The 21,247-nt window shown below is 38.4% G+C and carries 19 protein-coding genes and 2 tRNA genes; 12 read left to right on the top strand and 9 right to left on the bottom strand.

Going from position 1 to position 21,247, the window contains the following annotated elements; translation table 11 throughout:
- The first annotated feature begins 189 nt into the window (after positions 1 to 189).
- Complete coding sequence (locus ACP5SL_RS04650) at positions 190 to 558, top strand: hypothetical protein (RefSeq protein ID WP_014558060.1); 369 nt, start codon at positions 190 to 192, stop codon at positions 556 to 558.
- A gap of 149 nt (positions 559 to 707) precedes the next feature.
- Here the strand turns inward: ACP5SL_RS04650 and ACP5SL_RS04645 are convergent, their stop codons facing one another.
- From ACP5SL_RS04645 to ACP5SL_RS04625, 5 genes are all read right to left on the bottom strand, one after another.
- On the bottom strand, positions 708 to 1,367 hold the full coding sequence (locus ACP5SL_RS04645; RefSeq protein ID WP_428228244.1) for a hypothetical protein: 660 nt from the start codon (positions 1,365 to 1,367) through the stop codon (positions 708 to 710).
- Between the two features lie 400 nt (positions 1,368 to 1,767).
- The gene (locus tag ACP5SL_RS04640; protein WP_014558058.1) at positions 1,768 to 2,523 is read right to left on the bottom strand and encodes a DUF2208 domain-containing protein; all 756 of its coding nucleotides are present in this window, start codon (positions 2,521 to 2,523) and stop codon (positions 1,768 to 1,770) included.
- 483 nt (positions 2,524 to 3,006) lie between these two features.
- Positions 3,007 to 3,906, bottom strand: a complete 900-nt coding sequence (locus ACP5SL_RS04635; RefSeq protein WP_428228243.1) for a UbiA-like polyprenyltransferase — start codon at positions 3,904 to 3,906, stop codon at positions 3,007 to 3,009.
- Positions 3,903 to 5,393 carry a UbiD family decarboxylase gene (locus ACP5SL_RS04630; RefSeq protein ID WP_014558056.1) on the bottom strand — a complete coding sequence of 497 codons (1,491 nt, stop codon included), beginning with the start codon at positions 5,391 to 5,393 and terminating at the stop codon, positions 3,903 to 3,905. Before ACP5SL_RS04630 ends, ACP5SL_RS04635 begins: the two co-directional genes overlap by 4 nt.
- Before the next feature lie 307 nt (positions 5,394 to 5,700).
- Positions 5,701 to 7,068 (bottom strand): nucleotide sugar dehydrogenase, encoded by a 1,368-nt coding sequence (locus ACP5SL_RS04625; RefSeq protein WP_193803953.1) that lies wholly within the window; start codon positions 7,066 to 7,068, stop codon positions 5,701 to 5,703.
- A 201-nt stretch (positions 7,069 to 7,269) separates the two neighbouring features.
- Here ACP5SL_RS04625 and ACP5SL_RS04620 point away from each other — a divergent pair, with 201 nt between their 5' ends.
- A complete protein-coding gene (locus tag ACP5SL_RS04620; protein WP_014558054.1) occupies positions 7,270 to 7,923 on the top strand; it encodes a peroxiredoxin in 654 nt (217 codons plus the stop codon).
- Here ACP5SL_RS04620 and ACP5SL_RS04615 read toward each other — a convergent pair.
- On the bottom strand, positions 7,920 to 8,342 hold the full coding sequence (locus ACP5SL_RS04615) for a hypothetical protein (protein ID WP_428228242.1): 423 nt from the start codon (positions 8,340 to 8,342) through the stop codon (positions 7,920 to 7,922). The two genes, ACP5SL_RS04620 and ACP5SL_RS04615, sit on opposite strands and share 4 nt — an antisense overlap.
- Positions 8,343 to 8,420: 78 nt before the next feature.
- Here ACP5SL_RS04615 and ACP5SL_RS04610 point away from each other — a divergent pair, with 78 nt between their 5' ends.
- Complete coding sequence (locus ACP5SL_RS04610) at positions 8,421 to 8,984, top strand: nicotinamide-nucleotide adenylyltransferase (RefSeq protein ID WP_014558052.1); 564 nt, start codon at positions 8,421 to 8,423, stop codon at positions 8,982 to 8,984.
- 1 nt (position 8,985) lies between these two features.
- On the opposite strand, the gene ACP5SL_RS04605 is transcribed toward ACP5SL_RS04610, so the two are convergent.
- Positions 8,986 to 9,786: a hypothetical protein gene (locus ACP5SL_RS04605; protein WP_014558051.1), complete on the bottom strand. Its 801-nt coding sequence runs from the start codon at positions 9,784 to 9,786 to the stop codon at positions 8,986 to 8,988.
- 896 nt (positions 9,787 to 10,682) lie between these two features.
- Here ACP5SL_RS04605 and ACP5SL_RS04600 point away from each other — a divergent pair.
- The 7 genes from ACP5SL_RS04600 to ACP5SL_RS04570 all read left to right on the top strand — a co-directional run bounded on the left by ACP5SL_RS04600 (position 10,683) and on the right by ACP5SL_RS04570 (position 17,519).
- On the top strand, positions 10,683 to 11,663 hold the full coding sequence (locus tag ACP5SL_RS04600; RefSeq protein ID WP_193803911.1) for an ABC transporter substrate-binding protein: 981 nt from the start codon (positions 10,683 to 10,685) through the stop codon (positions 11,661 to 11,663).
- A 50-nt stretch (positions 11,664 to 11,713) separates the two neighbouring features.
- The gene (locus ACP5SL_RS04595; RefSeq protein WP_014558049.1) at positions 11,714 to 12,439 is read left to right on the top strand and encodes an ABC transporter permease; all 726 of its coding nucleotides are present in this window, start codon (positions 11,714 to 11,716) and stop codon (positions 12,437 to 12,439) included.
- Positions 12,427 to 13,068: an ABC transporter ATP-binding protein gene (locus ACP5SL_RS04590; protein ID WP_014558048.1), complete on the top strand. Its 642-nt coding sequence runs from the start codon at positions 12,427 to 12,429 to the stop codon at positions 13,066 to 13,068. The genes ACP5SL_RS04595 and ACP5SL_RS04590 overlap by 13 nt, the downstream gene beginning before the upstream one ends.
- Before the next feature lie 50 nt (positions 13,069 to 13,118).
- A tRNA-Leu gene (locus ACP5SL_RS04585) sits at positions 13,119 to 13,202 on the top strand.
- A gap of 222 nt (positions 13,203 to 13,424) precedes the next feature.
- A tRNA-Thr gene (locus ACP5SL_RS04580) sits at positions 13,425 to 13,524 on the top strand.
- Positions 13,525 to 13,699: 175 nt separating this feature from the next.
- Complete coding sequence (locus tag ACP5SL_RS04575) at positions 13,700 to 15,601, top strand: OPT family oligopeptide transporter (RefSeq protein WP_014558047.1); 1,902 nt, start codon at positions 13,700 to 13,702, stop codon at positions 15,599 to 15,601.
- A 91-nt stretch (positions 15,602 to 15,692) separates the two neighbouring features.
- Complete coding sequence (locus ACP5SL_RS04570) at positions 15,693 to 17,519, top strand: aldehyde ferredoxin oxidoreductase family protein (RefSeq protein ID WP_428228241.1); 1,827 nt, start codon at positions 15,693 to 15,695, stop codon at positions 17,517 to 17,519.
- A 3-nt stretch (positions 17,520 to 17,522) separates the two neighbouring features.
- On the opposite strand, the gene yjjX is transcribed toward ACP5SL_RS04570, so the two are convergent.
- Positions 17,523 to 18,056, bottom strand: coding sequence for an inosine/xanthosine triphosphatase (yjjX, locus tag ACP5SL_RS04565; RefSeq protein WP_014558045.1), 534 nt, complete (start codon positions 18,054 to 18,056; stop codon positions 17,523 to 17,525).
- A 305-nt stretch (positions 18,057 to 18,361) separates the two neighbouring features.
- On the opposite strand from yjjX, the gene argF reads away from it, so the two are divergent.
- Together argF and ACP5SL_RS04555 are read left to right on the top strand one after the other, a co-directional pair.
- Positions 18,362 to 19,282: an ornithine carbamoyltransferase gene (gene argF, locus ACP5SL_RS04560; protein WP_193803919.1), complete on the top strand. Its 921-nt coding sequence runs from the start codon at positions 18,362 to 18,364 to the stop codon at positions 19,280 to 19,282.
- 52 nt (positions 19,283 to 19,334) lie between these two features.
- On the top strand, positions 19,335 to 20,636 hold the full coding sequence (locus ACP5SL_RS04555) for an arginine deiminase family protein (protein ID WP_148683656.1): 1,302 nt from the start codon (positions 19,335 to 19,337) through the stop codon (positions 20,634 to 20,636).
- A gap of 313 nt (positions 20,637 to 20,949) precedes the next feature.
- On the opposite strand, the gene ACP5SL_RS04550 is transcribed toward ACP5SL_RS04555, so the two are convergent.
- Positions 20,950 to 21,247: M55 family metallopeptidase (locus tag ACP5SL_RS04550; protein WP_428228240.1), on the bottom strand; the 298-nt coding region annotated here is incomplete at its 5' end.

The following is a 21,247-nucleotide window of genomic DNA, read 5'->3' as shown; positions in this document are numbered from 1 at the left end:
TCCTCTTTTCTTACCCATTTCTTTCTCTCACCCCTTTAAGGGCAAAAATAACCTCAGCTTTTTTATAAATAAACAGAAAGATTTTTGGCGACTGAGAGTGAAAATTGGAGATCGCTTGATTTTCGACGGATAGTCGCCGTTTTAGCTTAATATTTAAACTGAGCAATTCGATGAAGAATTGGTGAAAAAATGCAGAAAAAAAGCCAAGAGTTCTTGAAGTCTTTAGTTGACGGAGAGATAATACTTGCCGTCTACCTATTGAGGCTTGAAGAGGGAATCATTACATATTGGCCTCCTGAATACTATGATGATGAGATTGAAAAGATTTCCGATCTAACTTCTGTTCCTTTGAAAGAAGGTTTATACTTCGTTTTAGGCGGCGATAGATTGAAGGAGAAGTACATAGGTCTTGTTATAAATAAAAATATTCTTCTATTTAGGGTCAGGGACGATTTTAATGCAGAAAAAATTGCAGAAAAGCTAAGTAGTGCTTACTTGAAGTACTTAAACGATCGCGGAAAGCTAGAAAATAACTTCTTTAATGACAAAGACTACTGAACCAAGCACAAACATCAGTGCAGAAAAAAAGAGAGAACAAAGATTTAAAATTGAGAGTAAAAACGATAAAAGAAAAGATAAGAATGAAGAAATTGAAAAAAGTCTTTTCAAATTGTTTGGATGGGGAATTTTTGCATAAAGCTTTTGCTTTAACTTATATATAGGACTATTTTTAAACTCAGATAGTTCTGTGTTCTATAAAAAATTGAAAGACCTTCCTTTTCTAGCTTATAGTAAGTTTCTCTTGTATCTGGCTTTATTATCTTCCTGAACAGCCTCTCAGGAGGTCTTGAATATATATCCAAATATTCTTTTGCCCTCTCTTCACTCAGATTGAGAAGCCTGCTTATAGTTTTCAAGCTTAATGTTTGATCCTTTGAAGTCGCTAGGTAACATATGGCATTATATATGTAATTGGCCTCAATTATTTTCTTTTGGACGATTAGTCTTTCTCTTATGCTCTCCTCTTCGCTCACACGTGAAGCCAATTTGAATCCTTCTAAACCTAAAGCTCTCAACAGCTCCTCAGAATACTTTTTTCCCTCTTCGCTTAGACCATAAAGAGGCTCTCCATCCTTTTCTCCTACTTTCTTCACTATCCCTTTAAGCTGAAGCTTTCTAAGGGCATCTAAAACAGCCTTCCTCCTTTCATTTGCACTTTCGGAAATTTCAGTGGGAGTGAGATCCCTTCCATAAATTAAGAATAGGAAGACTATTTCAATTTGAACGGAGGATTTTGAAAAGTCTATTACTCCATCCAGTCTTTTTAAAGTCCTTAACTTTTCTTCTATGCTACTGTCAAGTATCATAAACATTTACCATTATTGCTGTTATAAATGAAATATAATATATATTGTAAAGTTTCAAGAAAATTTTTTACATAATTATATTTTAAGATAATGCCACAAAAATTTAGCAAACAAATAAGCCCAAATATTACTGTTCTGAATATTATTTGTAATGAAAAATAAAGAAAATCTTAATTACAAAATGCGGAAATACCATATTGTTTCAGACCGATTAGAAAATAGTATAAAAAAGAGGAAAGCTACTTAGCAATTTGATGTAAAACTTTTAGTCTCTTTCAAAAAATCGATCCAAATTGTATTTATAATGGATACAACTCAGCTGAGACAGGTGACTTCATTGCATCCGCTCCGCTAGTAATTTATCATCATTGCTTTAAAAATAAGTCTAATTATTTTCATTCTATTTCTCATCAGCAGAGCTATTTTTATTTGAAATTACCTCGTAAAGCTTATTTGGACTTTTCGTATACAGCCTGATCTTATTTATTGCCTTTTGCGTCTCATTAACCAGTTCAACGAACTTTCTCTCTTCATTAAGAACTATCTTGTAGGCAGTTAAAGGAAACTTTAGACCTGTTGAGCTCATCATTCCCTTGAGCACTATTCCTTCGCTTGTAACGAAAAATGTTCTTGGCATGTTAATAGTAACGAATTTCTTTCCACTCCTACTGTAATTTCTTACTGAAAGGTACTGACCAAAAATGCTCAGCAAAAAGCTACCTTCAAACAAAATAAAATATGAGACGGAATACCCAATCTTCTCATTAGAGAACTTTGGAGCTATAAGAGATGTTACAGGTCCTATTGCTATAAAGAAATATATCAGTACAAGAAAGGAGAAGAGAGTTGTAAATTGAAGCATTTTAAGCTGATCCTGCATCTCTACTACATATTGCCTGTCAGTGCTAGCAACTTCCATTGCCTTGTTTTCCTCAAACAGTACCTTTCCTTTAGAAATTAAATCTGCCTTTGCGGTATTAGGAAGCTTTGGTTGTCCAAATTTAGTCATTATTATCATGTACAAGATAAAGTAGAGTATTATGAAGAGCCAATATACAGCGCCGCTCCTCCCCAAAAATCCAGCTGCTATCGAGAAAATAATTATTGAGGCTTGTCCAATAGCGATCTGTCTTTTGCTCTGAAAAGGCATTGACATTATTATCCTCCAGCGAATTGACAAATCCTTCTTGAACTAAAAACTTGATTTTTAAGACTTATAAATATTTTTAATTTCGTCAATTAGAAAATGTCAAAGTTTACAGTTATACATCATTTATGTTTGAAGAACTAAGGGTTCAGTTGAAAGAGGAAAAGATATCTTTGGATTTATTATGCTGACCTCCTCCTGCCTTAAAGGGCGAGGGTTTCAGTTGTAAATTACAAGTTTTCTCTGGAATTATATATAGTTGAAGAATTTTAAAAGCTAATTTATATATTTTGCATTTACTTATAAAAATGAGGTTCAAATCCTATATAAGTTTATATTAGTTGGTGCATCCCTTCTTGGTTCTACATGTGGCTTTGGGGATTTCACGCGCACAGTATTTGAGGAATATATTCTCTATCTCAAATCAGATAATCAATATCAGTCCCTATAAACTTTTATGAAACCCCAAAACAGCTTGTCTAGGCTTTAAAATTAAAGAAGCAAGTCTATTAGGATGCATATAGAAACTATCACTCCTACTATTAAATTTAAGTTAAAGGCCTTGGGAACATTTTTTATGTCAATGAAGCATGATGCAACTTGGTAAAACATAATAAAGATCGAAATGATCATTGATGCCAAGGTTAAAAGCCCCAAGTTATATAGCCTCCAAGCAATTAGGAGAAATAAAGACGAGATTATGTAATTTGCAAGGGAAAACATCAGTGCGCCCCTGCTCCCGAACCTTGCTGCAACGCTTCCGAGCTTCATGCTTTTATCAAACTCCTCATCCATTATGCTATATATAGCATCAAAGCCGCTCCCCCAGAAGAGCACAGCGAAAAAATATGTCCATGGGACAGATTCAATTGCCTCCATTAAATTATTGACATATTCTCCGGAAGTTGCAATAGCGCCTCCGAATACTATAAGAGCGAGGGACAAACCTAGGTGAAGGTGGGGAAACGGGTGAAACCTCTTTGCAAACGGGTAGGTCATAATAACTATATATAAAATAGGAGATAAGATGAAAGCATAAAAGCTGAGGAAAAATGCAGAGGCGAAATAGATCAAACTTCCTAAAGCTACAAGGATCCAAGCATCTCTGAAGCTTACATCCCCAGTGAGTAAAGGTCTCCTAGCAGTCCTTGGGTTCTTTCTATCTATATCTGCATCTGCTATGTTGTTGTAGGTCATTCCAGCTATTCTTAGCCCAATTACTGCAAAAGTGGCGAGCACCACTTCTCTTAACGTAATGGGATAGTGGGTAAGAGCCATTCCAGCATATGTGAAAGGAAGATCGAGAAGAGTGTGCTCTATTCTTAGTAGCTTTAAAATTGCATTTAGTGACCTTTTCTTCTTAACTTCTCCAGGATCCCATTTTAGGCTCAAAATCTATCCAACCCCTTAAAGCTTTTAAGCAGTTTTTCAACAAGAGGATCAATTTTTTCCTTCACATTTTTATCATCTTCAACAATTTTAGGCCACTCCCTACCGAAGTTCTCTTCAGGAAGCTTTCTAGTGGCATCAATGCCGAGCTTCCCACCGTAAGAATGTGATATACTCGCAGGATCGAGAGCATCTGTATGCGTGTAAGGAATTACCACCACATCCCTCTGCGGTTCTACATTACTGGAAACAGCCCATATCACCTTATCTAAGTTGTTCACATCAATGTCTTCATCAACTACAATTACAATTTTTGTAAGAGAGGACTGGGCTAAGCCCCAAAGAGCATTCATCACCTTTTTAGCCTGCCCTGGGTACCTCTTTTTAATCGAAACTACAACCATTCCCTGAAAGATCCCATATACAGGATAGCTTATGTCAACTACTTCTGGAAGGAGGAGCTTTATGAAAGGCTTAAACATCTTCTCAACGATTTTTCCCATGACAGCATCTTCAAGCGGGGGAAGACCCGTAACGCTTCCGTAATAGATCGGGTTTTCTCTCATGTAAACTCTCTCTACAGTGAAAACTGGGTACATTTCTGTTGGAGTATCATAATACCCCCAGTGATCCCCAAACGGGCCTTCGCTTGCAAGCTCATCCACCCTCACGCTTCCCTCGATTACAATTTCCGAATTGGACGGAACCGGTATGCCGTTATCGAGCTCAAACAGCTCAACTCCCCTTCCTCTAACCATTCCTGCAAACAGCATCTTGTCAATAGGATATGGAACAGGAGATACGGCTGAGATCATCGTGCCAGGATCGCTTCCGATAATTATCGCCACTGGCATTTCTTTTGCTTTCATTTCTTTCGTCACCGAATATGCCATAGCTCCCCTCTTGTGTACTTGCCAGTGGATTATTCCCTTTCTGCCGTTTACAATCATTACTCTATACACTCCCATATTTATGATTCCTTTTGCAGGATCCTTTGTTATCACCATTGGGAATGTCGCATATCTTCCCCCATCCATAGGCCATGTCTTAAAAAACGGTATCTTATCCAACGGATTATCCTTGCCCTCGATAACCTTTTCCTCGAATTCAGCTTTGTTCACCTTCTTAGGAAAGTAGCCTAATAGTTTGCTTGCATCGCTAAATGCTTTAATCTTTTCAGTGATGCCTTGAGCTTGCTGATGTGTAATAAGAGATATAAGCCTTTCCGAAATTTCTTCAAAGCTATTTATGCCAAGTGCAGAAGAAATAGTGAAAACACTAGGAAAGAGATTCCCGCAAACTCTCCATCCTTCAAACCCCTTTACGCTTTCAAATAAAACAGCTGGACCGCTTGAGTACATAACTTTTCTCAAAAAGTAAGGTATTTCAAGAATAGGAGAAAGCGGCTCTTTAACTCTGACCAAGAGCTCCCTCTCTTCAAGCCACTCTACATATTCTTTAATTCCTAATAGAGGATTCAACAGAATCACCGATTTTTATCTTCTCAATACGAACTTTGAAGCAATCAAACGGGATTGGGCTCTTTTAAATATTATACTGTAGCAAATTCCCTATAGCAGTTTATATAAGACATTAATCTTATTGTGAGCATTATATATTAAAGATTTTACTCTGGTTGTTTATATGGGTTTAGTAAAGGGCCAAGGCAATAGATCTCAATCTTCCTCACCTACATTAAATTAAAATTTAAGCCAAATAGATGAGGAAAATAATTGATCGAATTTAATGGGACACTCTTTTTAGGCTAAAATTAGGCCAAAAGGAAAATTTTGGTTTCTATTGAAAGCTCTTCGGGCACCTAATCTGGATTCCAGGTGACGCGTAAATGAAATTTTCGATTCCCTTTGCAGTCGCATATATGTATCTTCCATCAATTATAATTGGAGTAGCCATCTTATCCTTAAGATCTCTTAAGTCAACTTCTTTGAACTGTGGGTGATCTGTTACCACAACAACTGCATCTGCCCCCTCAAAGTTTCCGTTAAACGGCTTAAATCCATAACTCATGATCTCTTCATTAGAAAAGTACGGGTCGTAGACTTCAACATTTGCCCCCCACTTCAAAAACTCATTGATTAGCGGAAAGCTCGGCGAGTTTATCGTTTCCTTAATCCCACCTCTATAGCTCAATCCAAATACAATAATTCTAGCTCCATTTACAGGCTTTCTTACAAGGTTGAGAGCTTTAACAGTTAACTCAACCATATGCAGAGGCATGCTATCATTTGTCTCCCTCGCAATCTTCATTATTTTTGAAAGTTCTGGGAATGAATGAATGAGAAACCATGTATATACACCTATACAGTGTCCTCCCACGCCAGCACCAGGTCTGTGTATGTGGCTATATGGCTGAGTATTAGCGGAATCAATAGCCTCATTCACGTTTATGCCAAGCCTTTCAGAGATCAGAGCTAGCTCGTTTGCAAGAGCAATATTAACATCTCTGTAAACCCCCTCAAAGACCTTCACGGCCTCGGCAACTCTTATGCTTGATACAGGAACAACCCCCTTTTTATTTATTGCTGAGTAGATTCCGATCAGCGGCTCTAACGTAGCTTCATTAATAGCGCCGATGATTTTGGGGTAGCTCTCAGTAATATCCTTTATCACCCTCCCGCTCATAGTCCTCTCAGGCGCATGAGCAATTCCAAAATCAATCCCTGCCTTCAATCCAGATACATTCTCAATTTTAGGTATAAAAGATTCCGTAGTTCCTGGAGGCAATGTAGTCTCTGTTACTACTATAGCCCCTTTTCTGATCCCATTTGAGACTTCATCTATAGCCTTTTCCATAAGCTCCATTCTAATTCCTTTCGCATTTGCATATACTGGGACAAGCAGTACTATCAGATCACTTTTAGATGAGGCCAGTGCCCCATCTGTTACAGCGGTAAGTCTTTTTTCCTTGACGGCCTTTTCCAGGAGCTCTCCAACCCCGGGCTCAAAGCTAATCGGGTTTTCCCCTCTGTTTACCATTTCAACGACATTTTCATTGAGATCCACCCCGTATACTTTAGCTCCTTTGCTTGCGAAAACCAGAGCAAGGGGGAGACCCATTTTGCCCAAGCCAAAAACGGAAACAGTAAGTTCACCTTTTAAGAGAAGATTGGACGCCTCATTTCTGCTTTTTCCAAGAAGTACCATGTTTGCATTCCTCACTTTAAATTATTTGATCATTTAAATATTAATTTTAATTTTTTATAAATTTTTTTAAAATGCAAACTTTTCAAAAGAACTTTTTCACATCTTTACTGGATATATATGAAAGTATATATAGAGTTATCGAATTAAAAATATGTACCATATCTTTTTAAAAATTATATATGATTATTATTTGGTGGAAAAATGAGTTCAAATGTGAACGTAATGCCAAAAATAGGAGAAAAAGCGCCATCTTTTGAGGCATCGACAACATATGGAAGGATCAAGTTTCCAGACGACTTTAAGGGTAAATGGGTAGTGCTATTCAGCCATCCAGCAGATTTCACGCCGGTATGCACTTCTGAGTTTGTAGCATTTCAAAAAAGGATAAAGCAGTTCGAGGAGCTTAATGTACAGCTTATAGGCTTGAGCGTTGACCAGGTATTCAGCCATATTAAATGGGATGAGTGGATAAGGGAGAAGTTCGGCATAGAGATAACCTTTCCAATAATAGGCGACAACACGGGAAGAGTCGCCTCACTATTCGGAATGCTCCACGCCCAAGCCGAGGGATCATCAACCGTCAGAGCAGTATTCATCATTGATCCAGAAGGCATTATAAGGGCAATCCTCTATTATCCGCAAGAGCTTGGAAGAAACATCGATGAGATCTTAAGGATGGTTAAAGGTTTGCAGACTTCCGATAAATACGGAGTTGCTATACCTGCGAACTGGCCGAACAATGAGCTTATAGGAGACAAGGTAATATTAAGTCCAGTTGACAACAAAAATGATATACCTGAAAGGCTAAAGAAGCATGAGTGCTTCGATTGGTGGTTCTGCTACAAAAGCATTTAATCAGAGCAGATTTTTTCTCCCAACAATATTTTTTCTATTTTATTTTGAAATTTTGTATAAGTCCTTTCGCTCACATAAATATGATCTTTGTCCCCCTTTAATGTGTAAAAGGAAAATCCTTCTAGAGGGTTGATCGGGGGATCTGGAAGGGATTCTATCGGCTTATTTTTTCCTATGTATATCCACTTTATTACAGGCTTATTTCCTTTTAAGCCTAAATACTCTATCTTCCACCAGTACTTTCCAAAATATCTATATATTCTAATTTCTTCCCCAACCTTTTTAGTCACTATATGTACAGGCTTTAGATAGTACCCCATTCCGCTGACTTTTTTGTTATATTCCTTTATTTTTTCTTTATAGCACTCAAAAGCCTTCACTATCTTCTCATTTCTCACGACAAGCTTCGTAGCCTTCACCATTCAGAGAGAGGAACATAAGTTTTTATTAAGCTTGAAATTTAATAAACAATTCGTTATGTTCAAAAAGTGATTCTTATGAAATTCCCGAGAAGAGCGATATTCTTCGGAAGGTTTCAGCCCTTCCATAAAGGGCATTTATATGTCGCAGAAAACATTCTGAAAGAGTATGAAGAAATCGTCTTCTTAGTGGGCATGAGCACAGAAAGCCACACAGAGAGGAACCCATTCACCGCTGGAGAGAGGATAGAAATGATAAGGCTAGCCATGAAGGAGGCGGGTTTTGACCTCTCTAGGGTCATAACATCTGCTCTTCCAACTCTTGAGATACATATAGCATCTGCGCATCACGCAATTTACGCTTCACCACATTCAGAGGCAATTTTTATAGGTAACCCGATAGTGAGTCAAATACTGAGGGAGGCAGGGTTCAATGTTATAGTGCCAAAGCCGTATAAGAGGGAAATATACAATGGGACTCTTATTAGAAGGTATATGGCTGAGCAGAATGACAAGTGGAGGGAGCTCGTACCTAAGAGTGTCGCAGAATTTCTTGATTCAATAAAAGCAACAGAGAGGCTTAAAAACATTACTAGCCCAAGCGAAAGGCACATCTTAGGCGAAGAAAACTCATTAGATTAATTTAAAAGTAAACCTGTATTTCTGTCTTATAAACTCCTTCCTCCTTCTTCACTAAAGCTACTTCGCTTCTAATATCTCTTTTTGTTAATGAGCTGTAGAAACCCTCAATTACTCCTAGAGTCAGCTTCGGCTTATCGCTAGACTGCTTCTCTTTCAAAACGACCACTTCCCACAGATCTCTGATGATTAGCATTATCCTGTTTTCGGAGATCTCGTATTCTTCAATAATCCCCCAACTCGAAATCTGGAAGAGCATTGAAAGAAAGCGTATAGTCTCCTCTAGAGAATCGATATGTCCCAGGGATTCTGTATAATACTCATAAATGTTCTTTCCTATATATCTTCCCAGTTGCCTTAAAATGTATGACTCTACTTGCTTCCCCAAGATCTTCTTCAAATCAAAGAGTATGCCGTCAAGGTTTGCAGGTCCCATATATATCCAACGGCTACCGGAGAACTTTACTGGAAAAGCAATATTAGAATAGCAAGTCCTCTTGTATTTTCTTCCTAATGATGCTTTAATGTTCGAGGAAAAGCCGTTTATCCTTTCAATTAACATCTTCGCCTGATCTTCACCTGATGCTAGTACCAAGAACATTATTCCAGCTTCTCCATCCTCACTCAAGGAATACTTCATATCTAATATTGGCAGGCCCATCAATACTACTTCTTGCAATATCTTTGCAATAGTCTTGTTGGTATTATTTGCCATATTCTCTCTTATCAGCACATCTATACAAGATACATTAGTTCCGATAGGAGCAGAATATGCAAATAAACCATTTATTGGATATCTTTCCATAATTCTCCCTTTTTTAACAAGTTTTCTAAATCTAACTCTATAAAATTTGAAAGTTTTTATTTTTAATATTTTTGGTAAAAAAATTCACTTGTTTTTAATAAATTGTTTTTTCACCGTATTTTTTTATAAAATTAGCAGATTTTATTAAATACTGTAAAAAAATTATTGCAAAAACATTATTAAATTTTTAGTATATACTTTTTTATACACTTTAATACTAAACGGACCTCGTTTATCTTTAAGACAAACAACCATCGGATTAATAATCAATTTTATTTTTATTAGAGTTATGCTTTATAAATGCCTTTGCAAAGTGTTTGAATTTCATAAAAGTTCCTATAAATATTGATTTAAAATAAAATTTCAGAGATGTAGAGTTTCCCTATAGCGATTACCTCGAGCTCTCTATGAGAGGTGAACTACAAGTTGAGGCCAATTAAAGAGGGATGAATGCAAATGATATGGGTCACAAAAGAAGGACTCTCCGGGCGCTCTGAGTTCAAGGATAGAGGATTTGATATAAAACAATAACATGCTCTAAGAAGTCCAAACATTGGGCTGAGATATCATATTACAACTGAAACCCTTGCCTTTTAAGGTGGGGTGAAGGTTTTTAAGCTCTATGTTCTCTATTTTGTTTTGATGATGAATATCTGGAGAGGTGTGTCGAGGATGAGGGGTTGTCCCCAACTGCTGGATGAGGGTTCGGCAACCCCATAAACAAGCTCCAGATGAGGGGATCTCTGATCCCCTCGACTGCCCCGCAGATGAAAGATGTAAGCCCGAATAGATGCGGGGAACCGATGAATTCCCTAAAGGGAACCCTCGCCCTTTAGGGCGGGGAGGAGGTCAGTTGAGTATGCTCAAATGCTTATCTCATGATCTCGGGTGATACCATGAATACAAAATATATTTTAATAATAATAGTTGTAGTTGCAGTTGCTTTAGGCGCATCTTATGCATTTTACAGAGAGAGGGAGTCCTCCCCTATGATAATAAGGGCCGGTACTCTGCAGGGAGGAATAAGCACGTTAGACATAATGCAGTACTACAACTTAAGCGAAAAATACGGCTATGAGCTTCAAGTATATAGGTTCGACAAGACTACAGATATAATAAATGCTCTTGCAAGCGGGAGCATAGATGTAGCAGTTATACCGAGCGAAATGGCTGCTAACATGTTACTTCAAAATATCTCCGTAAAAATAATAGCTCCTGAAATGCTTCAAAACCAGGCGATCCTGACTGTAAAGGGAAACATCTCAGCTCAAGAACTAAAGGGTAAGACTGTCGCGACTCTCCTCTCTACTGGTACATATATGATGTTCAAGGCTTACATGAAGTATATATACAACATAACAGTTAGCGAGCAGGGAAAGGGAAATGACACGATCTATGCCATAAACACGCTTCCAGGATCCTTTCTGGACGTAATGAGGGAAAATGACATATATGCAATTATCGCATGGGAGCCATTCGTTTCTGAGGCTGTAGTCAATTACAATGCCTCTATAATCGCTGATTACCAAACTTTTTGGAAGGAGGCAAACATGAGCGGTGAGCCGGTAATGCTCATATGGGTGGCTTCTCCGAGCGCATCTAACAATAAGGAGCTTATTAACTCCTTCCTTAAGACGAGGGAAGATGCCGTTAATATTTGGAACGGGAATGAAAATGAAACCATCTCTGCTTTAATGAGCATTTACAACTTAAATGAAAAGACGGCTGAGTACCTTTACTCTAGGGTAACAGTTCTCGACAACAACTTAAGCCAGGGCGTTATAGATGGGATAAGAAGCTCCTGGAAGCTTGCATGGATCGGAGGATATCTCACAAGTGATCCAAGTAGTATAGGTGATCAAGTATTTTACAAATAAAAAACTCGCCCTTTAGGAGTGAGAGAAAGTTAAAGAGAAGACTTAGTATTTTGGGATGGATTTACCTTATTATTTTTCTCTTCATACTATGGATAGCATTAGAGAGGACATACCCTTACGCTATACCTTCTCTCTCATCCGTAGCTCTTTACATAGAAATCCAAGGGATCATTTCCATAGCTAGAAACGTTTTTAAAACTCTGGAGAACACCTTTTTAGGTTTCGCCTTATCTTTTGCTTTAGCTATGATTTCTCTGATCGCCTATCACATAAACCTACATTTAAGGAGCTTCATAACTGCGTTGAACACTTTTATTCAGAGCATTTCCGTCCTGGTATGGTCCATAATATTTGTAATCATATATGGAGTGACCAGCGGTCTTCCTCCTATCTTCGTCGTCTCTGCCACGTCATACCCTATCCTCTTGAGCATTGGAATTAGCGGAATGCAGAGCATAGAGGGGAAGTACAGAGAACTCTTCAAGGTCTTCGGTGCAAAGAAAAGGCATGAGCTGCTTTATTTGATTATTCCTGGCACTCTCCCCTATCTTATCGGAGGGAGTAGAGCAGCGATCGGAAGCGCTTTGAGAATCACTGTAGTCGCTGAAGCCCTTGGGGCAAGCGGGGGGATAGGATATATGCTTCTATACTCCTACGACCTAGGATATAAGCAAGGAGTGTTCGCCTGGAGCATTCTTCTAGTTCTGCTCATGATCCTCTTAGATGAAGCTGTTCTCAAGCCTATAGAAGGGTGGTCGAGAAGGTGGATGAACTGATCGCAGTTAGAAATTTGACTAAAAGCTTCAGCGATGGTCCTGTGATTTCCAACATATCATTCAAACTAAATAGAGGTGAAGTACTCGGAATAATGGGGCCCAATGGATGCGGGAAGACTACTATGCTAAGAACGATCCTTGGGCTTGAAAATAAAGATAGCGGAGAGGTGAAAATTAGGGGGAAGATCGGATATGTGCCTCAGGATAACCTCTTACTTCCATGGCTCAAACTTAGAGAAAACATTGTCATAGGACTGAAGATAAGCGGAGCAGGTGAGAGAGAGATAGAAGAAAGGCTGAGTTATGTCTCCGAGCTCCTCTCCTTAAATGATCACCTAGACAAATATCCTAATAGGGTGAGCGGGGGAACAGCAAGGAAAGCTTCTATAGCTAGAGCCCTTATAATAATGCCCGATATTTTAATTTTGGATGAACCATATACTGGACTTGACTCCTCTTCTATATCCATCCTTCAAACACTCTTGAAGAACCTTAAAAAGGAAATTAGACTTGGAATTATAATTGTCTCTCATCAGGTGGATGAGCTGATGGAGATAAGCGATAGGATAATTGTTCTGACTCATAGGCCTGCAAGAATTAAGGATGTTATAGAAGCAAATAAAAAATAAAAGGTGCAGTTAAAGAAATAAAAGTGGAAGATTTAATTAATAATTGAAGAGCGGGGGTGCCCGAGCAGGACAAAGGGGGCGGACTTAAGATCCGTTGGCGAAGGCCTGCGTGGGTTCAAATCCCACCCCCCGCATCTTTCTTTTGCTATGTAGTTAATTGTAAAAGCAACAATCTTCTTTGAGACTAAGGTTCTATCTTACTGGTTTTATTTGTAGTTAATACTCATCAAAAAATTTGATTAGATATTTTTATAGGAATTTGAATTAAACTAATCTAGTTAAAGATACTTTGATCTTAATGAATTTGAAGTAAAAACTTTAAACTTCTATTTTTTAAAAATTTAATTTGCATGACTGCCGCCGTAGCTCAGCCCCGGTAGAGCACCGGCCTCGTACGGTTTAAATTAAAAAATCAGGGAGAGCCGGGGGTCGCGGGTTCGAGTCCCGCCGGCGGCTTCTGTTTTATTTTATTTGTCTTATTTTTTATGTTAAATAATTATTTAACATTTTTAAATAGTTTTTTATAAAACTTTTATTTAACTAATTCTTTTTGCAAATTTTTTATATAATGCAAAATGTAGATTATTTTTTTAAATGTTTGTAATAAAAGTTTAAAAAAGGTGATTTCATAATGGGTGAAGAGAAAAAAGAGACTTCCTATGTTCCGCCTGAAAAAGCTATGCCCGAACTATCTCTGAGATACTTGATTCTCGGTATAATCCTTGCCTTGCTTTTCGCTGCGACAAATGCATATTTAGGTTTATATTCTGGAATGACTATAAGTGCAAGCATACCTGCCGCAATCATAGCAATAGCCGTCTTTAGGGCAATGCGTACTAGAAACATACTTGGAAATAACATCGTTCAGACAATAGCTTGCGCTGGAGAGGCTTTGGCGGCTGGAGCAATTTTCACGTTGCCAGCACTGATAATTATCAATATCTATATGAACTTGCCATTTTGGACTACTACCGCATTAGTTGCTATTGCAGGAACACTTGGAGCGGCGTTAACAACTATCATTAGAAAGCCATACATAAAAGAAGAAAAGCTTCCTTTCCCCGAAGGAAAAGCTGGCGCAGAGGTCTTAATAGTAGGAGACAAAGGAGGTGCTTCAACAAAGCCTCTCCTCACTGGAGGAATTATAGGAGGAATTTTCAAATTTTTAGAAGGAATTGGTCTGTGGCCTGGCACTGTTGAAGCTGCTACTAAGCTAGGATCATCATTATTCTACTTTGGCTCTGACCTCTCTACAGCGTTAGCTGCTATTGGCTACATTGTAGGAATAAATGTAGCAGTACTGATATTCTTGGGAGGAATCTTAGGGTGGATAATTCTAATTCCAATACTCGCAACTCATACGGCGCTTACAGGCTCTGCTCTAGACATGGCTTACAGTATATGGAGCTCTCAGATAAGGTACATAGGCGTTGGAACAATGCTTCTTGGAGGATTGTGGACAATATTCAGACTTAGAGGTGCTATCGCCAGAGGAATTAAATCAGGAATAAGCGCAGCAAGAAAGAGAAGCAGTGAAGGCATTGAGAGGACGGAGAGGGAACTCCCTCTGAACGTTGCTTTCATTTTGGTAGCAATATTTGATATGGTACTAATGGGCGTCTTCTACTATATTACGAGAGCGCTGGGATTAAGCATATTGCTAGGAATTTTAACGCTAATACTTAGCTTTCTCGGAGTTTCCATTGCAGGTTATCTAACTGGACTTGTAGGATCGTCAAACTTGCCAGTTTCTGGAATAACTATTATGAACTTGCTGATAGCTGCTCTCATATTGAGGCTTCTTGGAATTGGAGGAGTCGAAGGATCTCTAGGAACGCTACTTGTTGCTGCAATGATATGCATGGGAAGCGCTGTCGCTGGAGATATGATGCAAACTCTCTTCATCGGTTATGTAGTAGGAGGAACTCCATGGAAACAGCAGGTTGGAATGATAGTTGGATCGTTTGCTTCAGCTTTTATCATCGCACCTATCCTTAACCTTCTTATTAACGCCTATGGAATTGCGGGAACTCCAACTGCAAAGGGATCAATGGCATTGGCAGCTCCTCAAGCAACTTTAATGTCAAAGCTTACAGAAGCAATATTTACTGGAACCCTCAATTGGACTATGCTATTCATAGGATTTGCTATAGCAATAGTTCTAATAATAACTGACGAAATACTTGCAAGGAAGAAATCAAAGTTTAGAACCCCTGTAATGCCGGTAGCTATTGGAATTTATCTTCCATTCTCCTTGAGCGTTCCGATATTCGTCGGAGGTTTAGTCAACTGGCTGGTAGGAAAGAAGATAAAAAGGGCGAGCGATGAGAGTACTGATGCAGGGACAATTGGTGCAGCTGGGCTTATCGCAGGAGAGTCAATAATTGGTATCGTATTTGCAGCCTTAATAGTCAGTGGAATATCAATTACTTCGCCGGTTTCAAGCGGAATTCTAGGAATTATAGTGCTACTCCTTGTCCTGGCATGGGTATACAGAGTTGGAGTCAAAAACACAAGCAATTCAAAGAACTAAATTTATACGTATATTTTTTCTTACCTTTTAACCATTTTTTAAAAGCAAATTTTTAATATTAGGAATTTGAATTTTTCCTTGATGATTAAGAATGAAAGGCTGGTGGGGAAAAGCCCTTTTTATAGATTTGGGAGAGAGAAAAATCAAATTCATGAGCATAGACCAAGATGTTTACACTAATTTCATAGGAGGAAGAGGCTTAGCTATAAAGCTTCTGTGGGACTTAGTTCCGCTGGGCGCGGATCCTCTTTCACCAAAAAACGTATTAATAATTGCTTCTGGTCCTCTTTCTGGCATGCCTTTACCAAGTAGCGGAAAGCTAGTCGTTGCTTCAAAAAGCCCATTGACTTTCGGATATGGAGATGGAAGTTTAGGAACCATGGCTAGCCACCACCTGAGAAGGTCTGGGTTTGATGCAATTACAATTACAGGAGCGTCTGACAAACCTGTATATCTTTATATAGAAAACGATAAAGTGCAGATTTTTAGTGCAGATGATCTTTGGGGAAAAGATACTTTTGAAACGGAGGATAAGCTAAAAGAAAGGCATGGAAAAGATGTAGGAGTACTCTCTATTGGAAAGGCAGGAGAAAATTTGGTGCGATATGCCACTATTACCTCTTTAAAAGGGAGAAGTGGAGGAAGGCCCGGAATAGGCGCTGTCATGGGTAGCAAGAAGTTAAAAGCTATTGTAATAAGAGGGACAAAAGAGCCAGAAATTTTTGATGAAAAAGAGCTCAGAAGACTTTCTGCAGAAGCATATGAGAAGATACTGAAGGATTCTAATTATAAGTTTTGGATCAGTCAGGGAACGATGACCACTATAGCTTGGGGCCATAAAAACAGCGTCCTTCCAACAATGAATTTCAAAGAGGGAACTTGGGATAGCTATGAGAGTATAAGCGGAGACTTTATGGAAAAGATAAAAGTCGGGAGAAGAGGCTGCCCTTACTGCAATATGCAGTGCGGAAATATTATAGAAGATAATACGGGAGAGCTAAGCGAGCTTGACTATGAAAATGTTGCAATGCTTGGAAGCAATCTCTTAATAGACGATCTGAGAAAAGTAGGAGAACTTAATAGGCTGGCAGATATGTTTGGGCTTGATACTATAAGTCTTGGAAATAGCATCGGCTTCTACATAGAGGCAGGTGAGAAGAGGATGGTAGGGGAGAAAGTTGAGTGGGGGGATTTCAAAAGAATAAGAGAGCTTATAGAGGAGGTTGCAGAAAGGAGAGGGATCGGGAATTTTATAGCTGATGGAGTCATGAGGATGTCCATGAATTTAGGAAGAGAAAGCGAGAGCTTCGCTATGCATGTAAAAGGGCTGGAAGTTTCGGCCTATAACTGTTACTCTACTCCGGGTATGGCTCTCTCTTATGGGGTCTCGCCGATCGGAGCTCACCACAAAGATTCATTTGTAATTGCACAGGAGGTTTTGAGAGATAGGCTTTCTTACAGCAGAGAGAAGGTTGAAAAGGTAGTCGCCTTACAGAACATGAGAGGAGGAATGTTTGAATCGTTAACTACATGCAGATTTCCTCCATATGAAGTCAGCCTAGACCTTAACTATTACCCAAAAATGCTTAACGCTGCTACTGGGCTGAGCATAACTTTGGATGATTTTAAGATTGTAACGGACAGAATTTATTCGTTAATTAGGGCATTCTGGATCAGGGAGTTTGGATACTGGAGCAGAGAGCTTGATCTTCCTCCAAAGAGGTGGACCACGCAGTCTATGAGTAAGGGTCCGTATGCAGGAGTCAAGATCGATATAGAAAAATACGATGAAATGCTTTCCTATTACTATGAGCTGAGAGGCTGGAACGATAGAGGCATACCAAAAAGAGAAACACTAAATAGCTTGGGGCTTGATTTTGCAATTGCACCTTTAGAGAAAATAGTCAGTTTAAAGTAAAGACTAGAAATATAAATTGCTGTTTTGAAATGGAATCAAAGACATCATTACTGCATAATAAGTGAGATCCTCTCTAGTTACTCTTCCCTTTGTTAAAAGCTTTATTACTCCTCCTTTTTCTCCTACGTTTTCTGTATTGAAGTACGCATCTGTGACTTCTTCTAGTTCCCTGTATTTTTTTGTAATGATCCCCTCAGAAAACGATTTGGGAATTATAAAAGAAGGAGAAAAACCGAAATATCCTCTGCCGTCTTTATTTATAACAAACGATGCTTGTATATCATAATAGCTTTCCTCTATCTTTATAAGCCCTGCTTCAACTCCTACACCAAACTCACACATTTCACTCGATTTAATTGCTTCCTTAGCCCTTTTCTCAGCGCCACTCATAATCTCTTTTATTCCTATTGGCTGAGGAGGAAGTTTATATGATAGATCGATAGCGAGCAATTGAACTTCCTCGTAAAAACTAGAGAAAGCTCTCTCTATACCTGTTATTTTACTAACATTTTTAGTTCCTATGCAAACAAAAACCATTTTGCCCCCACCAAATTTGATGTTTTTAAATAAAAAATAAACTGAGATACTTCCAAAAAGTTTTGCCTTATATCTCCTTTGTTTACATGTTAATATAGTTTAACATGATACAACTTACCTCGTAAATGCAATACGAGATGAAGGATCTTTACTTTATCTGTGCAATTTCCTTCGGCAATTCCTTAATTTTTTTAGTTAGAGAATAAAATATATTAATGAGAGAAAATAATTTAAAAATATCTAAAATTTTAAAAAATCTACTTTATTTTATAAATTATAAAAATAAATGGAGGTCGTTTTATTTTATGGCAAAATCTTTACTTTCAGTAGCAGATCTTTCAAAAGATGAGATAAATGAGATCTTGGATAGGGCTAAAGAGCTGAAAAAGAGCATAAAGAGCCGTCAAGAGCTAAACATTTTGAAGAATAAAGTAGTTGGACTTCTTTTTGAAAAACCATCGACAAGAACAAGAACAAGCTTTGAAGTTGCAGCTTTAAGGCTAGGTGGAAGCGCAGTATACCTTTCTGCAAATGAGCTCCAATTAAGTAGAGGGGAGCCAATAAAGGATACTGCAAGGATATTGGGAAGCTTTTTGGATGCGATTGTTGCGAGGGTTTACTCCCACAATACAGTTGTTGAGTTAGCAAAATATGCTAATGTTCCAGTTATAAACGGACTTAGCGACTTAGAGCACCCAACTCAGATCCTCAGCGACATGCTTACAATAATTGAAGCTAAAGGAAAGCTTGAAGGATTGAACTTCGTATTTATTGGCGATGGAAACAACATGTGCAACTCATGGCTTTTGGGCTCAGCCATAGTTGGAATGAACATGACTGCCGCTATACCTAAGGGCTACTATCCAGACCAAAAAATACTTGATAAGGCACTTGAAATTGCTAAGAAGACAGGTTCTAAGATAAAGATCGTGAACGATCCTAAGGAAGCTGCTAAGGATGCGGATATTCTCTATACTGACGTATGGGTGAGCATGGGTCAGGAGAAAGAGACTGAAAAAAGGATGAGAGACTTTCAGGGATATCAGATAAATAAGGAGCTTTTAAGGCTGGCTAAAAAGGATGTCGTAGTAATGCACTGCCTGCCTGCACATAGAGGTCTAGAAATTACAGATGATGTTATAGAAGGAGAGCAGTCAATTGTTTGGGTTCAGGCAGAGAATAAGCTATATGGAGCGGCTGCAGTGCTAGAGTATTATTTAAAGTAAACCTTTTTTGACTTTTTCGTAGCTGATATTCGCTCTATTAGGGCGGATTTTTATGGTGGGTATTAAAGCAGAATGGGATCCTTTGAAAAAGGTAGTAATGCATAGACCAGGAATAGAGATGTTCTTCTCCCTTATTGAACCATATGCTTCTCTTTATGATAGAGCCTTCAGTCAAAACGAGGCCTTGAGAGAACATGAAAGATTGGAGCATATTTTAATGCACGAATTTAGGGTAGATGTAATTCGTTTGAAGGACTTCATCCTTCAAGAAGCTGAAAGAAGTTCTAAAGTGAAAGAAGAGCTTGTAAAGATGGCAGAAGAAAGGGTAGAATTTAGAGGAGACGAAGAAGACGTAAAAATGGCGAAGGACGAGTTTTCTAGATATAAAGATATATATGACTCAGAGTTCTTCTTCAACCTTATATTGCTAAGCCCGAAGGTAACGCTTGAAAGAGGGAGGGGAGAGAGGGCGATCTATTACAATGTAACAGTAAGGGAACCGCTTGGAAATCTCTACTTTATGCGGGATCAACAAGCAGTTACTGATAAAGGAATAATACTTTCCAGAATGTCTAAGCCTCAAAGGCGAAGGGAAACCCAGGTAACTAAGTTCTTGTGGAAACTGATGGGAGAAGAAATAGTTCATGAAATAAAAGAGCCTGGAACTTTTGAAGGTGGGGACTTTATACCTATGAAAGACTTTGCGCTTATTGGAACTGGAGACAGAACTAACCAAGAAGGAATAGAGCAAATTCTAAAGCACGGAGTAAGCTTTGACGAAGTGGCAGTTGTACATCAGCCTGCCCATCCACTTATTCCTGGAGACCAAACTGATCCTATGATTAACATGCACTTAGACACTTACTTTAATGTACCTTCAAGCAATGTTGTAATTGGATGCGATACTTTGTTGAAAAGGGCAAAGATTGATGTTTACATAAAAGAATCAGAAGGCAATTACAGAAAAGAAGAAGAAAGAAATCTCAATTTATATGATTACATAAAGGAAAAAGGCTTTGAGATCATTAATATAACTACACTTGAACAAATGTCATATGCTTCAAACTTCCTAACGATAAAGGATGGAACTATTCTCGCAATAGAGACTGAAAGGATAGTGAAGAGAACCCTCGCAAATTTGGAGGCAAGCGCAAGATTAAATCCAGAAAGATATGGCAAGCTTCTAGAGCAGGCAAAAAAAGATTATGAGCATCTCAAAAATGAGGGGCAATTTTTCCCACATAAAAAAGAGATGTACAAAAACGGAATAGATGTATATACTGTGGACTTAACAAACCTTACTGGAGGATACGGCGGGGCACATTGCATGACCTGCTCATTAAGAAGAGGCTAATTTTTCTTTAAAAATTTAAATTTTTTCTTGTTTTAGAATTTAAAAAAATAACGTGGTATTTTTATGTGAGCTACTCCGTTCTTTGGGAGCGAGGCTTCCAGCGTTCAATTGAGCTTTACGCCTCCAACTCCCTCCGCTAAAGCGAATGGTTACAACTGAAACCCTCGCCCTTTAGGGCGAGGAGGAGGTCAGAAACAAAATATAAACTCTTATAAACCTTTATGGAAATCTGAAACAGCACGCTGATGCTAAGGATCAGAACATGCTAAAGCTTTTTTTCATAAAAAATTTTATTGAATTAGATAATCTTTTCTTATTGCCCTGTCATTACTTTAACTGCTGACGCTACTATAGTTAAAAGTTCCATAATATTGTAAGCTTCGAGTACACTATTTGATATATACTCTATGGCTGTCGCACTAACTCTTTTCACAAATGGTAGATATTCGGCAACCTCAGCATATCCAGAGTATAAAAAGTCGATTTTTACATTTACTGGTTTATCTATAGATGCAACATTTGCCTCACCATTGCTCATCCTCCTCACAGCTTCCTTAACTCCTTGAGCTAGATCCTCATTGAGCTTTTCAATAGATGGGCTTATAGATGAG

The organism is Fervidicoccus sp., from assembly GCF_049967375.1.
In the GTDB taxonomy this organism is placed as follows: Archaea; Thermoproteota; Thermoprotei_A; order Sulfolobales; family Fervidicoccaceae; genus Fervidicoccus; species Fervidicoccus fontis.
This window is presented reverse-complemented; position numbering and strand designations above follow the sequence as displayed.

What these genes read in the sequence shown, in the direction of transcription:
- ACP5SL_RS04620 (WP_014558054.1), top strand. Translation starts at nt 7,270, where the DNA reads ATGAGTTCAAATGTGAACGTAATGCCAAAAATAGGAGAAAAAGCGCCA.
- ACP5SL_RS04625 (WP_193803953.1), bottom strand. Translation starts at nt 7,068, where the DNA reads ATGGTACTTCTTGGAAAAAGCAGAAATGAGGCGTCCAATCTTCTCTTA.
- ACP5SL_RS04650 (WP_014558060.1), top strand. Translation starts at nt 190, where the DNA reads ATGCAGAAAAAAAGCCAAGAGTTCTTGAAGTCTTTAGTTGACGGAGAG.
- ACP5SL_RS04640 (WP_014558058.1), bottom strand. Translation starts at nt 2,523, where the DNA reads ATGTCAATGCCTTTTCAGAGCAAAAGACAGATCGCTATTGGACAAGCC.
- ACP5SL_RS04575 (WP_014558047.1), top strand. Translation starts at nt 13,700, where the DNA reads ATGGGTGAAGAGAAAAAAGAGACTTCCTATGTTCCGCCTGAAAAAGCT.
- ACP5SL_RS04605 (WP_014558051.1), bottom strand. Translation starts at nt 9,786, where the DNA reads ATGGAAAGATATCCAATAAATGGTTTATTTGCATATTCTGCTCCTATC.
- ACP5SL_RS04600 (WP_193803911.1), top strand. Translation starts at nt 10,683, where the DNA reads ATGAATACAAAATATATTTTAATAATAATAGTTGTAGTTGCAGTTGCT.
- ACP5SL_RS04645 (WP_428228244.1), bottom strand. Translation starts at nt 1,367, where the DNA reads ATGATACTTGACAGTAGCATAGAAGAAAAGTTAAGGACTTTAAAAAGA.
- ACP5SL_RS04610 (WP_014558052.1), top strand. Translation starts at nt 8,421, where the DNA reads ATGAAATTCCCGAGAAGAGCGATATTCTTCGGAAGGTTTCAGCCCTTC.
- yjjX (WP_014558045.1), bottom strand. Translation starts at nt 18,056, where the DNA reads ATGGTTTTTGTTTGCATAGGAACTAAAAATGTTAGTAAAATAACAGGT.
- argF (WP_193803919.1), top strand. Translation starts at nt 18,362, where the DNA reads ATGGCAAAATCTTTACTTTCAGTAGCAGATCTTTCAAAAGATGAGATA.
- ACP5SL_RS04555 (WP_148683656.1), top strand. Translation starts at nt 19,335, where the DNA reads ATGGTGGGTATTAAAGCAGAATGGGATCCTTTGAAAAAGGTAGTAATG.
- ACP5SL_RS04570 (WP_428228241.1), top strand. Translation starts at nt 15,693, where the DNA reads ATGAAAGGCTGGTGGGGAAAAGCCCTTTTTATAGATTTGGGAGAGAGA.